This window comes from Synechococcus sp. CB0101 (assembly GCF_000179235.2).
GTDB lineage: Bacteria > Cyanobacteriota > Cyanobacteriia > PCC-6307 > Cyanobiaceae > Vulcanococcus.
Genome location: NZ_CP039373.1, coordinates 2024885 through 2038337 on the forward strand (window position 1 = coordinate 2024885; position 13453 = coordinate 2038337).

13 protein-coding genes are annotated in these 13453 nt (G+C 65.3%); 6 read left to right on the plus strand and 7 right to left on the minus strand.

Going from position 1 to position 13453, the window contains the following annotated elements:
• Genes CB0101_RS10855 through CB0101_RS10865 form a run of 3 tightly spaced genes read right to left on the minus strand, consistent with a single transcriptional unit; the run spans position 1 to position 3076 of the window.
• Entirely contained in the window at positions 1-702 is a 702-nt protein-coding gene (locus CB0101_RS10855; protein WP_010311598.1) for a response regulator transcription factor, read from the minus strand.
• Entirely contained in the window at positions 699-2153 is a 1455-nt protein-coding gene (locus CB0101_RS10860; RefSeq protein ID WP_010311596.1) for a cell wall metabolism sensor histidine kinase WalK, read from the minus strand. The genes CB0101_RS10855 and CB0101_RS10860 overlap by 4 nt, the downstream gene beginning before the upstream one ends.
• Positions 2150-3076 carry a serine hydrolase gene (locus CB0101_RS10865; RefSeq protein ID WP_010311595.1) on the minus strand — a complete coding sequence of 309 codons (927 nt, stop codon included), beginning with the start codon at positions 3074-3076 and terminating at the stop codon, positions 2150-2152. Before CB0101_RS10865 ends, CB0101_RS10860 begins: the two co-directional genes overlap by 4 nt.
• A gap of 17 nt (positions 3077-3093) precedes the next feature.
• Here CB0101_RS10865 and CB0101_RS10870 point away from each other — a divergent pair, with 17 nt between their 5' ends.
• The 3 genes from CB0101_RS10870 to CB0101_RS10880 all read left to right on the plus strand — a co-directional run bounded on the left by CB0101_RS10870 (position 3094) and on the right by CB0101_RS10880 (position 6002).
• Complete coding sequence (locus CB0101_RS10870) at positions 3094-3846, plus strand: C40 family peptidase (protein WP_043718140.1); 753 nt, start codon at positions 3094-3096, stop codon at positions 3844-3846.
• A gap of 5 nt (positions 3847-3851) precedes the next feature.
• The gene (locus CB0101_RS10875) at positions 3852-4940 is read left to right on the plus strand and encodes a DUF819 family protein (RefSeq protein WP_010311590.1); all 1089 of its coding nucleotides are present in this window, start codon (positions 3852-3854) and stop codon (positions 4938-4940) included.
• 63 nt (positions 4941-5003) lie between these two features.
• Positions 5004-6002 (plus strand): glycosyltransferase family 2 protein, encoded by a 999-nt coding sequence (locus CB0101_RS10880; protein WP_010311588.1) that lies wholly within the window; start codon positions 5004-5006, stop codon positions 6000-6002.
• Here the strand turns inward: CB0101_RS10880 and CB0101_RS10885 are convergent.
• Positions 5954-6442: a hypothetical protein gene (locus CB0101_RS10885; protein ID WP_029553135.1), complete on the minus strand. Its 489-nt coding sequence runs from the start codon at positions 6440-6442 to the stop codon at positions 5954-5956. The two genes, CB0101_RS10880 and CB0101_RS10885, sit on opposite strands and share 49 nt — an antisense overlap.
• Positions 6443-6537: 95 nt before the next feature.
• On the opposite strand from CB0101_RS10885, the gene CB0101_RS10890 reads away from it, so the two are divergent.
• Positions 6538-6654 carry a photosystem I reaction center subunit VIII gene (locus CB0101_RS10890; protein WP_010311585.1) on the plus strand — a complete coding sequence of 39 codons (117 nt, stop codon included), beginning with the start codon at positions 6538-6540 and terminating at the stop codon, positions 6652-6654.
• Positions 6655-6696: 42 nt separating this feature from the next.
• The gene (locus CB0101_RS10895) at positions 6697-7188 is read left to right on the plus strand and encodes a photosystem I reaction center subunit XI (RefSeq protein WP_010311583.1); all 492 of its coding nucleotides are present in this window, start codon (positions 6697-6699) and stop codon (positions 7186-7188) included.
• Between the two features lie 23 nt (positions 7189-7211).
• Here the strand turns inward: CB0101_RS10895 and CB0101_RS10900 are convergent, their stop codons facing one another.
• Both CB0101_RS10900 and CB0101_RS10905 read right to left on the minus strand, forming a co-directional pair.
• Positions 7212-9398, minus strand: coding sequence for a heavy metal translocating P-type ATPase (locus tag CB0101_RS10900; RefSeq protein WP_010311581.1), 2187 nt, complete (start codon positions 9396-9398; stop codon positions 7212-7214).
• A gap of 323 nt (positions 9399-9721) precedes the next feature.
• Positions 9722-11131, minus strand: a complete 1410-nt coding sequence (locus CB0101_RS10905; protein WP_010311579.1) for a DUF2079 domain-containing protein — start codon at positions 11129-11131, stop codon at positions 9722-9724.
• A 58-nt stretch (positions 11132-11189) separates the two neighbouring features.
• On the opposite strand from CB0101_RS10905, the gene CB0101_RS10910 reads away from it, so the two are divergent.
• A complete protein-coding gene (locus tag CB0101_RS10910; RefSeq protein ID WP_010311577.1) occupies positions 11190-12455 on the plus strand; it encodes a ChbG/HpnK family deacetylase in 1266 nt (421 codons plus the stop codon).
• Here the strand turns inward: CB0101_RS10910 and CB0101_RS10915 are convergent.
• The gene (locus CB0101_RS10915) at positions 12398-13393 is read right to left on the minus strand and encodes a glycosyltransferase family 2 protein (RefSeq protein WP_050778814.1); all 996 of its coding nucleotides are present in this window, start codon (positions 13391-13393) and stop codon (positions 12398-12400) included. The genes CB0101_RS10910 and CB0101_RS10915 overlap by 58 nt on opposite strands.
• Positions 13394-13453 lie beyond the last annotated feature (60 nt).

Genomic DNA, 13453 nt, shown 5'->3' on the forward strand with positions numbered 1-13453 from the left:
CTAATCACTCTCCCGTAAAGTGAAACCAACGCCACGGACGGTCTGGATCATCTCGCCCAGTCCATGGGTTCTGAGTTTCACGCGTAGATATTTGATGTACGTGTCAACCACGGTGATATCGCCAAAATAGTCTTCACCCCACACTTCCGTGATCAGCTGCTCGCGGCTAATTACTTGCTTGGGTTGCTCCATCAGCGTGCTCAGCAGGTCAAACTCGCGAACTGTGAGATGGATGGCTTTCCCGTTTACGCTGCAGATGTGTTCCGGGCGGTTGATGCTCAGGGCGCCATATTCAAGCAACGCTTTTTTGTTGCTGGTGTTTGAGTTGCGGCGTACCAGTGCGCGCACGCGCGCCAGCAACTCGCGGATGTTGAATGGTTTGCAGAGATAGTCATCGGCGCCTGCGTCAAGCGCTTTTACCCTGTCCTCCACTTCGTCTTTGGCTGTGACCATCAAGATGGGGATGGTATTGCCTGTGTCTCGCAGCCGTTGACACACGTCATACCCACTCATCAGCGGCATGTCCCAATCGAGGATGGCGAGCTGAAATTCTTTTTGACGGAGTTGAAGCAGCGCTTGTTGTCCATCGTGTACCGACTCAACGTTGAACCCTTCTTCTTCGCACTCCATGCTGATCAGCTGAGCGATGTTCACATCGTCGTCGGCTACGAGGATCGTAATGTTCGCCGGCGTTGTGGTCATGGGGCGTTATTGGCTGGACTTATGATACCAATGGCAAGCCAAAACGTGCTTCCATGCCCAACGGTGGAGTGCACGCCGACCGTGGCGCCCATACTGTCTGCAAGGCTCTTCACGATCGCGAGTCCAAGCCCTGAGCTTGATTTTTGCGTGAGTGTTCGGTGTTCGTCGATTCGGTAAAACCGCTCGAAGATTCTCGTTTGGTGTTCGGGTGCGATGCCTGGTCCCTGGTCGGCCACTTCCGCCACAATGGTGTTCTCACGCCGAAATCCTCTGATCTCTACCTTGGTGTCTGCCGGTGAGTATTTCAGGGCATTTTCGGTGAGATTGCGGATGATTTGGGCGTAGCGGCCTGCGTCCCCGCTGGCCATGAGGGCCTGAATATCTTCGCTGATGTGTGCGCTCACCCTGTCGGGGTGCATGTCGCGGAGATGGTTCGCGGTTGTGCTCAATTCTGCGTGGGGGCTGAATGGCTCGTTTCTGAGTTTGAGAGTGTTGTGGTCGTATCGGCTGAGGTCGAGCAAGTCGCTCACAAGCTGGTTCAGCCGATCCACCTCCTGCTTCGCTGTTTCCAGTTTGCTGGCCTCTCGCTCTGTGAGGTTTGTGGATCTGATCAAGATCGATTCGATGTAGCCTCGGATCACGGTGAGTGGTGTTTTGAACTCGTGCGACACCGTTGAGGCAAAGAGCTGTTGCCGTTCGTACTCGGTGTTGAGTCTGTCGAGGCTGTCGTTGTATGAGGTGATCAGTTCGTGGATTTCTCGCGGGGCTCCGTCGGCATCCACGCGTGCGTCGGGTAATTGCTCGCTTGTGAGTTCACGGGTTTTCTGATTCAGACGCCTGAGCGGCTCCAGCAGTGCATAGAGCAGCAGGCCGCTGGCTAGCAGTGTGATGATCAGGGTGATTGCCCTCGATTGGAACTCAAACCACTGCAGCTCTCTAAGACTTTTAAGGAGCGGCCATCTCAACACCACCACCAGCTGAACCTGTTTGTTCTGGCCATTGGCTTCGAGGGTGAGCTGCTGTGCCGCAGCGGCCAGACCCAGGCCGGTGTCTCGTCCGACGATGAACTGATCCTCGTCATTGAGGAGCGTCTTGCGGATCTCGGTGATCTCTGCATCGCTGAGCTCTGTGCGTGTTTTCGTTGGTGAGCTCACGTTGGCTCCGTTGATCAGCACCGGGGTCACGTGGGAGGTGCTGAATGTGCTGTCGAGCAGGCTCGTGAGTGTTTGGTCGGGTTTTTCCCTCCAGGCTTTTTGCAGTGTTTTGGAGTAATCCTCTAAGGCTTCTGTTCCCTCCTCCTTCAGCATCACGTGGTTGATCTGCTCCACGATCCGCCGCGAAATCTCGAATTCGAGGCCTGCGCTCACCACGATCGCGGCCGATATCCACTGCGTGAGCGACCAATAGAGCGATGGATTGGCCTTGCCTTTGGTTGGCTTGGAGCGGCTCATGATGGGTTGATCAGACGGCGGCAGAGTTCTGGCAGCAGTTGGTGGTCGCGTGACCGATCAGCTCCCTCGCTGAACACCACCAGCAGCATCGGCGCTAGGCCTTCGGCCTCCATGTATGCCGCATCGTGGCGGGCCTGGCTCATCCAGCCGGCCTTGCTCCACAGCCGGGCGCCTGCCGGTAGGCCTTCTCCGAGGAAGCCATCCACCTGGTTTTCAGGATCGGCAGCGCGCGTGCCTGGATCCAGGCTGCGGGCCAGCAGCTTGCGCATGCGCCCGCCGGCCAGGGGCGACACCAGCGCGCCAGCCATCACGCCATGGAGCAGCCGTGCGCAGAAGTCGCTGCTCAGGCGGTTGCGGTTCTCGAGGTTTGCGCCATAAAACTGCCGCTCACGGCCGTAGGGGCCATCCCCCCAGGTTTTCTGGCAGGCATTGCAGCCAGCCCATTCGCTCCAGCCCAGCTGCTCGCACCACTGATTCACCAATTGGCGCTGCAGGCTCCAGCGCTCGAAGGCCTCGGCTGGCAGCTCCGGACCGCTGGTGGTGCCGGTGAGTAGGTCGAGCACCAGGCCGGTGGCGTCATTGCTCGAGCCGCGGATCATGTCCGCCAGGGCACGGCGCAGCTCGGGCGTGTCGTCAATCAACTGGCGCTGCAGCCAGGTTTCGGCGGCCACCAGATAAAGCAGCTTCACCACGCTGGCGGGGTAGCGAGCCTGATCGCCGCGCCAGGCGGCACCGGCCGGCCGGTCGGCCCAGAAGTCGGCCAGATCGCTGCGGGGTGAGGCGCTGTCGATCAGGGAGCTGCCGTAGCGCACCCAGGTGATCGACACCTGCTCGCGCAGCCCCGGCCGGCCAACTGCCTCCAGGTCTTCGAGGCTGGCCTGCAGCTGTTGGGCCATCGCCCCATCTGGGCAGTAGAACGCCATCGCAGCCAAAGGGGGCAATGGCGAGATTAGGGAGGTTGGCCGACGGCACCCCGGTGGCGCTGGAGCTGTTGCATGCCGGCAGCTGCTGGCGGCTGACGGCGCCGTTGGATCTCACCAGCCACCAGCAGGGGCCTGGCCTGGCCACCCAGGCGGCCGCCGGCCGGGCGCTGATGGTGCTGGAGCCGCTGCAGCCGGGGCGGCAGCGCTTGCGGGTTCGCCTGCTGGAAGACGGCTACCCCGGCTGGCTGGATCCCCAGCATCTCCTCGGTCACGCCCACGCTTGCCGGCCACCGCAGCCGCGGTTGCTGGATGCTGCACAGATCTATGCAGCGCTGCCGCAGGTGCTGGCCTTTGCGGAGCAGGCGCTTCAGCAAGCCAATCAGTATTTGTGGGGCGGCACCCTTGGCCCCAACTTCGATTGCTCTGGCCTGATCCAGGCAGCCTTCGCCAGTGCCGGGATCTGGCTACCGCGCGATGCCTATCAACAGGAGCGCTTTTGCCAGCCGGTGGCTGTGGTGCCGGGCTGCTACAGCCTGCTGCGCCCCGGTGATCTGATCTTTTTCGGGCGGCCGCAGCGCTGCACCCATGTGGGGCTCTATCTCGGCGCTGGCCGCTATCTGCATAGTTCCGGCCGAGAGCATGGCCGCAACGGCATCGGCATCGACGGCCTCGATCCCCAGCTGCTGGATCCGGTGAGCGTGCACTACCGCGGTGAACTGCGCGGCGCCGGCCGCGTGATCCGCTGCCACGACGGCACTCCTTTGCCCTGATCGCGATGCTGCTCTCGTTGTTGGTGATCCTGCTGATCACGGCCCTGGGCTGGTGGTTGGCGCAGCGCACCGCCGTGGGCCGGCAGCTGGGCACCACGATGCTGGTGTTGCTGCTGGGCTTGCTGGTGAGCAACCTCAGCGGCGTGAAGCCCCAAGCCGATGCAGCGGCCTGGGTGAATGGCCCGCTCACCTCGCTGGCGATTGCGCTGCTGCTGTTGGCGGTGGATCTGCGGCGCCTCTGGCCCGATGCCCGCCGGCTGCTCGCGCCATTCCTGTTGGCGGTGGTGTGCACGCTGCTGGCGGCGCTGCTGGGCGGCTGGCTGCTCCAGCCGCTGCTGGGGCCAGAGCGAAGCCTGTTGGCGGGGATGTTCACGGCCACCTTTACGGGGGGCAGCCTCAATTTCGTGTCGGTGGCGCGCACGCTGCAGCCGCCCGAGGCCCTGTTGGCGGTGGCCACCACCGCCGATTACGTGGTGTTTGCCGTGTGGTTTGGCCTGAGCTTGGCGCTGGCCCGTGGCCGGCGCACCAGCTCGGTTGCTGCGCCGGCGGCACCCGCCGCTGACCGCTCGCTGGAGCAGGCGGTCGGCTGGTGGCAGGGGCTCCTGTGGGGCCTGGCTGTGTTGCTGCTGGCCAGCGCTCTCACCGCCTTGCTGCAACGGCTCTGGCCAGGGTTGCCCGCCATCTTGGTGCTCACCACCCTCACGCTGCTGGCAGCGCAGCTGCCCGGCGCCGAGAGCCGGAGGGGGTGCTACGGCCTAGGCCTGCTGCTGATCCAGCCGTTCTTCACGGTGATGGGTCTGAGCTCCCCGGTGGGCGCCCTGCTGAGTGAGGGCCTGCCGGTGTTGCTCTATGCGGCCCTGATCGTGGCGTTACAAGCTGCGGCCTTGCTGGCCCTGCGCCGTTGGCGCGGTTGGGGCATGGCCGAAACGCTGGTGGCGTCGCAGGCCTCGATCGGTGGCCCGAGCACCGCCCTGGCCTTGGCCACAGCCATCGGGCGCGCGGAGCTGGCCTTGCCGGCGGTGGCCATCGGCCTGTTCGGCTACCTGCTCGGCACCTACTTGGGCCTGATGGCGGCCGCGTTGTTGGGGGGCTGAGGATGGGTCTTAACCGCGAGATCAGCCCTCTCGCGTAGGTTCCAGCCAGCCCATGGCCGCCGGATGAACGTGCACCCCGAACCCGGTTCAGCGCTCTCGCCGCAGCCGGAACTCTCGATCGTGGTGCCGCTCTTCAATGAGGAGGAGAGCCTGCCGCTGCTGGTGCAGCGTTTGCTCGAAGCGCTCAGGCCGCTGGCACGTTCCTTTGAGCTGGTGCTCGTCGACGACGGCTCCAGCGATCGCACGGCCAGCGTGCTGCGCCAACTGGCCGCCACGACGCCGGAGTTGGTGGCGGTGCTGCTGCGCCGCAACTACGGCCAGACACCGGCCATGTCGGCAGGGTTTGATGTGAGCCGCGGCCGGGTGATCATCACGCTGGATGGCGATCTGCAGAACGATCCGGCCGATATCCCGATGCTGCTGGAGCAGCTCGAGCAGGGGTTTGATCTGGTGAGCGGCTGGCGCCATCAACGCCAGGACAACGCCGTGAGCCGCCTCCTGCCAAGCAAGATCGCCAACCGCCTGATCGCCCGGGTCACCGGCGTACAGCTGCACGATTACGGCTGCTCGCTCAAGGCCTATCGGCGTGAGCTGGTGGAGGACATGAACCTCTACGGCGAGCTGCATCGCTTCCTGCCGGCCCTCGCCTACATCGAGGGGGCGCGGATCAGTGAGGTCAAGGTGAACCACAACGCACGCCAGTTCGGGCAGAGCAAATACGGCATCGATCGCACCTTCCGGGTGTTGATGGATCTGCTCACCGTGTGGTTCATGAAGCGCTTCCTCACCCGGCCGATGTACGTGTTCGGCTTCGGTGGCCTGGTGGGCATTGCCATCGGTTCGCTGCTCGGCGCCTACCTCCTGGTGGAGAAGCTGATGGGGGCGGAGATTGGAAACCGGCCCCTGCTGCTGGTGGCGGTGCTGGCCTTGATCGCGGGGGTGCAGCTGTTCTGCTTCGGCCTATTGGCGGAGCTGCAGATGCGCACGTATCACGAAAGCCAGGGCCGCCCGATTTACCGGGTGCGGGAAACATTGCGCGGCGGCTTAACCGGCGCCGGCTGAGCCGCGCCAACAGAACTGCGGCCGCGGAAATGAGCCATCGCTTCAGCGGCCAGAGCGGCTACCTGTTGATCGCTGTCGCGCATGCCGCGGCGAATCAGGGGCAGGGCATCGCGGTGCTGCCAGGCACTGCACACAGCCAGGGCCTGGCGGCGTGGTTCGCCGCCCAGCTGAAACTGGCGCTCCAGCTGGGCCAGTAGCTGCAGGCGGCCGCGGCGATCGGCCGCGCCCGGCAGGGCCATCGCAACTTCGCCCAGCGATCCGGGCTCACTACTCAGGCGCTCTTCGCCTTGGTGCGGCAGCACCAGCTCCATCTGGCTGCGGTTGAGGGCGGCCACCGCGGAGGCGTCCGTGGAGCGAAGGATCTTGGGCCGCGGACGTCCCAGCAGCCAGCACACGGCGATCACGGCGGCGATCGCGGCTCCGGAGAGGGCTTGGGTCATCGGTCTGAACTTTTATGTCGCCCCTTCCGCCGCCAGAGAGCAGGTTTGGAAGAGCTCCTTACAGTGCCGAACGGTAGCTGTATTGGCCCACGCTGATGACCGGAGACTTCGTCGCCGCCTGGATGCCCTCGGTGTTCGTGCCCATTGTCGGGATCCTGGGTCCTGCGGTGGCCATGGCCCTGCTGTTCAACGTGATCGAAGCCCGCGACTGAGCTGTCGCCGCTTCATCGCCGCCAACCACCTTCCTTCCACCGATGACCGTGACCCCCGTCGCCGACCCCTGCGTCGGCAATCTGGCCACTCCCGTCAACAGCAGCTACTTCAGCCGTGCCTTCCTGAACGCGCTGCCGGCCTACCGCCCTTCCCTCTCTCCCAACCGTCGTGGTTTGGAAGTGGGCATGGCCCATGGCTTCTTCCTCTACGGCCCCTTCGCCATCACCGGCCCGCTGCGCGCTACTGAGTACGCCAGCACCGCTGGTCTGCTGGCCGCTGTGGGTCTGGTGTCAATCCTCACGGTCTGCCTGTCGATCTACGGCACCGCTGGCCGCGGCCCCAACGTGCAGCCCGCTGACGCCACCATCGACAACCCTCCCGCTGACCTGTTCACCAAGGCCGGCTGGGCTGAATTCGCCAGCGGCTTCTGGCTCGGCGGTTGCGGTGGCGCTGCCTTCGCCTGGTTCCTGGCCGGCACCAGCATCGTTGCCCCCCTGGTCAACATTGCCGGTGGTGTCTGGAGCGTGGGCTGATCTGTCCGCCTCCCTCACTGCACTCAAGCCCCGCTGCGGCGGGGCTTTTTTGTGGGTTTTTGAATGCCGTCTTGGCCACTGCCGATGCGGCCCAGCTCGGCCAAGAGAACGGGTAGATCCACCGTGAGCACGGCCAGCACCGGGTTGATCGGGAGCAGCAGATTCAACAGCACCACTGAGATGTGCGGCACGAGTACCAGGGCGAGGTTGCGGCGGTGGCGCTGGGCGGCGTCTAAGGCCAGCGTTTGACAGGCCACCAGGTTGCCGAGCGCTTCGGGCCGCACCACCAAGTCAGCGTTTTCGCTGCTCAGGCCATGGTCTCGGCTGAGCAGTTCGATCGAGAGATCGGCCTGCGCCAGGGTGAGGCCATCGATGGCGCTGCAGCCGAGCATGGCGATGGGCTCGCCAGATGAGCGCCAGGCATCCAACAGGCGGCTTCGTTCCACATGATTGGTGGCGATCTGGATGGCGGCAGCGGGCCTGTGCAGCCGCCCAGCCAGCCGTTCCACCAGTTCGCTTTGGCTGTCGACCAGCAAATCCAACCGCCAGCCAGCACGTTGCAGCTCGCGTAGCCCCCGCACGAGCGCTCGCGAGAGTTGCAACTCGAAGCCCACGGCTCCCACCACCTGGCCTTGGCGCAAGAGGTAAACCAGGGTTTCCCCAGGGGGTGTGATCAGTTCCGCCGGGGTTGTCAATCCGAGTTGCTGCAGCATGGCCACTCCTCCCAGCTGATGCATCACGCCGTTGATGCGGCCCTGTTGGCCTTCGCTGCCCAGCGGTTGGATACCCTCCACGACCGCTGGCAACAGATCTTCGGCTTCCAGGGCACTGCGCAGGGCATGGAGGCCATGGGGTTTCTGTTGGCAGCGAAATCCAGCCACGATCTGAATCAGCTCCTCACCGCTGATCAGAAAAGGCAAGGGATACAGACCGCCGAGGCGCCAGCTACTGGTGCTGCGCACTGTGGCCTCACTCACTATGAGCTGGCGGCAACGGGCGAGAGCATCGATGGCTTCTGGTCTTCGCAGCAGCACGCCCTGCCAGAGCAGATCCCGCTGGGCGTTGCCGTAGGTCAGGGAGGCTGTCAGCTGCCAGTCGCTGGCGGGATCGAACTGCATCAGGGCCCCAGCGCTGCCATGGGGCCCGATCGCCAGAAGGCCTGCGCCGGCCAGAAGCAGGTAGGGAACCGAGCGCTGGTGCCATTGCTCCGCCCGCTGGAGCAGAGAGGGGCCCCCATGGGATGCGCCCTGCTGTTGGGCTGCGTTGAGGAGTCGTTGCAGGGTCCGCAGTTCCGGATCGAGCTGCGGACTGCGCACCAAGCGCACCTCCAGCGTGCCCTCGATCACGCTGGCGCCAAAGGGAAGTTGTTGAAAGGCCCGGGCGCTGAGCAGGCGCGGATCCCCATCGCGCCATCGGGTGCTCACCAGGGCCTGCCCAGCCACCACCAGGGCGTGGGCCGGTAGAGGATCGCCTGCTGTCAGCCGCAGGCGATCGCCAGCGTCAAGCAGGGCGAAGGGTTGGGGCTGCCAGCTCCCGTCGCCTTGCAGCACCTGAAAGCTCAGGTCGGTGAGCCGTTGCTGCAGCTGCTGATCAAAGGCATCGGCATAGCCGGGTGATGGTGTCCACGCTTTGAACACCTGGTTGGCGGTTTCCAGCGTCCACTCCAGTAGCACCGCAGCGGGGTTGCCTTGGGCCAACAGGCTTGAAAACCAAAACAGATCCAACCATCCAGTCGCCAACTGCCGCTGGGCGAGCTGTTGGAGGCAGCGGGCCGCTAGAGGCAGGTAGCAGAGGCTGACAAACAGCAGCAGGCCCGGCCAGGCCGGTAACTCCAGCAGCGCCACACTGGCCAACACACCGGAGGTGCCACCGAGCCGCCATAGGGCGGAGCTCGAGGCCCGTGGTGTGAGCTGCAGTGATGTTTGGTGTTCGTGCTGCAAGGCCAGATGCAGCAGGGCCTGTAGTTGTTTGCGGCGCAGCGGCCGGCGGCCGTTGTGCTCAATCACCAGGCATCCGGCCAGGGTGTTGATTCGGATCGCCTGGACCCAGGCCAAATGCAGGCTGGCGTTCAGCAACCGCTGCTGCAGCGCAGGGTTGTTCAGCAGCGCGTGGCCGGAGATCCGCAGCCGGCGAGGCAGCACTTGCCGGATCCTCCAGGGTTCGCCCTCCGGCACGAGATGGAGGAGGTCGCCGGCCTGCAACTCACGCATGGGGTCAGCCTGATCAGGAGTCCGGGAGGCTTGGCGTGTTGTGGCGCACCCGCAGCCGCTGGCTCGCGCACCGCGTCGATCTCGTTAAAGTTTCGGAGTTCCGTCAGCAGTGGTGTGGTTGTTCAGCGGCGCTTGCGTTGCTTGGAAGCCGAATGCATCGCCGGTTGACATCAATCCCCCAAGGAGGAGGTGCCCGTGAGTTCCAGTTGTTCCATGCAGGGTCTGCTGATCGCGGAGAACGCCGGCTGATTACGGCGCCTGATTCCTAGATCATTCGGTTCCGCGCCAGAGCGGACCCGGCGAGAGCCCCCGAAGAGCCAGCCTCAGCTGCGCCCTTCGGGGGCATCGTTTTGGCAGAGCTCCAGGCCGTTGCTCCAGCGGCGGCAGCTCCAGCCGGCAGCGCGGGCCTCGCGCAAGAGCTCCTGTTGGCGCGCCCGTGAGGAGCCCCAGCCGGGATCTTTAGGATTGAGCAGCAGCGCATCGAGCTGCTCGAGACGCGTGGTGTCGCGGCGGGTGCGGGGAAAACTCACCTGTTGGCGTTGGCTTAGCTGGGGCACCAGGTAGCTGGTGGTGCTCAGCCGCGCTTCGGCAGGCACTGCTGCGATGGCTTCGCGGATGGCCGGCAGCTGATTCACCCGTTCGAGATAGGGGCCGGTGAAGAACCAGGGTTTTGCCAGGGCTGCCCAACACACCACACTCCAGCCGAAGCGCCTCCAGGGCACGGGTTGCCGCGGCTGTAGAGCCAGGCCATCCATCGCCGCTACCACCACCATCACGGCGATCGGCAGGCTGTAGTGATGCACCAGGGTGCGCTGCGGTGCTTCTTCTGAGAGCACGTTCACCAGCACCAGTGGGAAAGCCCCGGCCAACACCGGCAGCGATACGCGCCGCCAGAAGGGTGCCACCGCCACGCTGATCAGCAGCAGATACACCAGGCCGCCGCTCCAATCCACGTGCTGAAGCAGCAGATCGGGCCGGGTGAGCATGTTGAGCAACACCTGATCGAGGCTGTCGCCCAGATAAGAGAACAGCGCCCCGGCCGCCTTGGGCCCGGCATCGCTTCCCTTGAGCAACGGATACAGCCAGCGGTTGAGCAGCGCGAGCCAGCCCAGGGCTAAGCCGATGGCGGCCCCGGCCCAGACCCAACGCCGCCGCAACGCCTGTTCAAGGCCCAGACCCGCCACCACCAGCACCAGGCCATCGCGGCAGCCGAGCAGCAGCAGCAACAGGCCAAACCAGAGCCAGGGGCGTTGGGCGCGGCTGGCCCAGTAACACCCGGCCAGGGCCGGCATCACCCACACCTCGGGGTGGAAATCAAACAGGTTGGCGTTGAACACAACCGGCTGCAGCCACCACAGGCCGCAGCCCAGCCAGCAGAGCTTGGGGCTGAGCCCCGCCTGGCGGCCCACCCACCAGAGCGGCAGGGCCGTGAAGCTCAAGGCCGCGGCCTGGCTGGCCAGCAGCCACTGCACGCTGCCCAGAAGCCGGTAGGGCACTGCGGCCCAGTAGAGGGCCCAGGCGCCATGGTCCGCCAGGATGTGAACCTCCTCCATCGAGGAGATCGGCGGCAGGCCGCGGCTCACCAGCCAAATCCACTGGTCGAACAGGCCGAGGTCGTAGGCGTTGCTCTGCAGCAGGGCGTGGCGTGCGGCGGCGCAGCCCCAGAGCACAAGAAAGATCGCCACGCAGCCCAAGCTGAGGTTGCGAGGGGGCAGGCTTCGGCTCTCCGGCATGGGCAGGTGCTCAGGCGCCGAGCTTCCCATAGGCTGCCGGCCCTGGCCATGGGCAGCGGTGGGCGTGAGGGCAAAGCTGGCGGAGCTGATGCGCTATGGCGGTGTGGGCGTGCTCGCGGCCGCGATCCATGCGGCGGTGTTGCTGCTGGGCGAGTGGCTGCAAGGCCCGCTGCCGCTGGTGAACCTGTTGGGGTTTCTGCTGGCTTCGCTGTGGGGATATCTGGCCCACGCGCTGTTCACCTTTCGCGAGCACACCGGCGGGGCGCCCTTCCCGCGGCGTTGGCTGCTGATCCAAACCAGCCTCAATGTGCTGGTGAGCTTGCTGCTGCCGGGCTGGCTCGGGATCTGGGCCCGCCGCATGGCGGGCACGCTGGTGATGGTGTTCACCCCCACGGCGATTAATTACGTGCTCTGGTCGCTCGCGGCGCGCCATAGCCGCAGCCGCCGGCAACGGGCCCTCGCTCCGGAGCCTGTGCGCTTCCATGCCGACGATCTCGGCCTGCACCCGGCTGTGAACACCACCATCCTCCGGCTGCATGGTGCTGGAGCCCTGGATTCCGCCAGCGTGCTGGTGACGGCCCCGGCGGCTGAAGCGGCCGCTCAGGCCTGTGCCTCACGGCCGGGGCTGGAGCTAGTGCTGCATCTGTGCCTGAGCGAAGGACTCCCGGCCGCTGATCCGGCACAGATCCCCGATCTCCTCGATCAGCAAGGACGCTTGGCGATGGGCTTCGGGCGCTTGCTCCTGGCCGGATGCTGGCCGCCGCGGTCGCCGCAGCGGCGGCGGCTGGAGCGTCAGCTGGCCCTGGAGATACGGGCGCAGTTGCAGCGGTTCCAAGTGTTGTTCCCGGGCCGGCCGCTGCAGCTGGATGGGCATCAGCATGTGCACCTGCTGCCGGTGGTGTGGCAGCAGCTCTGGCGGCTCCCGGAGGCGCTCCAGCCGGTGTGGGTGCGCAGCCTGCGCGAGCCCTGGCCATGGCGCGGCATTCCGCTGCTGCGCTGGCGGCAGGCGTTGCGGGAGTTGGGCCCGATCAAGTGGGCGCTTTTGCGCATCCTCAACGTTGGTCGGGCCGCGGAGCTGGCGCGCCGAGGTGTTGCCACCAACCGCGGCTTCTGCGGGGTGTTGTTCACGGGCCAGATCGATGGATCGGTGATCCGGGCCGCCCAACGGCTGTTGCAGCCAACGGGCGGCCTGGTGCTCGCCCATCCGGCTGAGGGCTGGGCCGCCGGGCCAGACGCGCTGCAGGCCTATCCCCTCTCGCGCCGCTTTTATGCCTCGCCCTGGCGATCGCTGGAAGCCGAGGCGCTGATGCGCCGCACCAGGTAAGGAGGCCGGCGCTTGCTCTCTTCAAAGATGCGGCCGATGTATTCCCCCAGGATGCCGATGCCGATCAGCTGCACACCTCCCAGGAACAGCACTGCCACGATCAGGGAGGCATAGCCCGGCACATCAATGCCGTGCAGCAGGGTGCTGATCACCAAGACCAGTGCGTACACCAGGCTGATCAGCGAGATCACGGTGCCCACAGCGATCCAGATGCGCAGCGGCAGCACGGAGAAGCTGAAGATGCCGTCGAGGGCGTAGCTGAATAGGCGGCGCACGTTCCAGGTGCTCGCGCCGCTGCTGCGGGGCGGCCGGTCGTAGCTGATATCCACGCTCTCAAAGCCCGTCCAGGGGAACAGTGCCTTGGAGAAGCGGGTGCCCTCGCGCATGTCGGTGAGGGCGCGCACCACCGGTTGGCTGAGCAGGCGGAAATCCCCGGCCCCATCCACCAGCTGCACCGAATCGGTGAGGCGGTTGAACAGGGAATAAAAGCCGGAGGCGCTGATGATCTTCAGGCGTGATTCCTGGTCTTCGGGGCTGCGGATGGCGGTGACCATCTCCGCCCCGTTCTGCCAGTGGCGCACCATCTCCGGGATCAGCTCCGGTGGATGCTGCAGATCGGCATCGATCAACACCACCGCATCGCAGCGGCCGCGGGCCTGGTCGAGCCCGGCCAGCATCGCCGCTTCCTTGCCGAAATTGCGGGTGAGTTCAATCAGGCTCACCGGCATCGCCTGGGGCTGTTGGCGCCGGGCTTCGATGTCGCGGCGCACCACGGCGGCGGTGCCATCCCTGGAGCCGTCGTCGATCAGCAGCAGCTGCTCCACCAGGCCCAGGGCCTCGATGGCTCCAATAAAGGCTTCAATACCGGCCGCTTCGTTGAAGCAAGCGGCCACCACCCATAGGCTCAGCGGTGTGGCAGCGCTCGCAGACGGCGTCATCCGGCAGGCCCGATCGGCCGGGCGTGAGAGGCCGTAGTAGCAAAGCATCCGCCTTGTTGG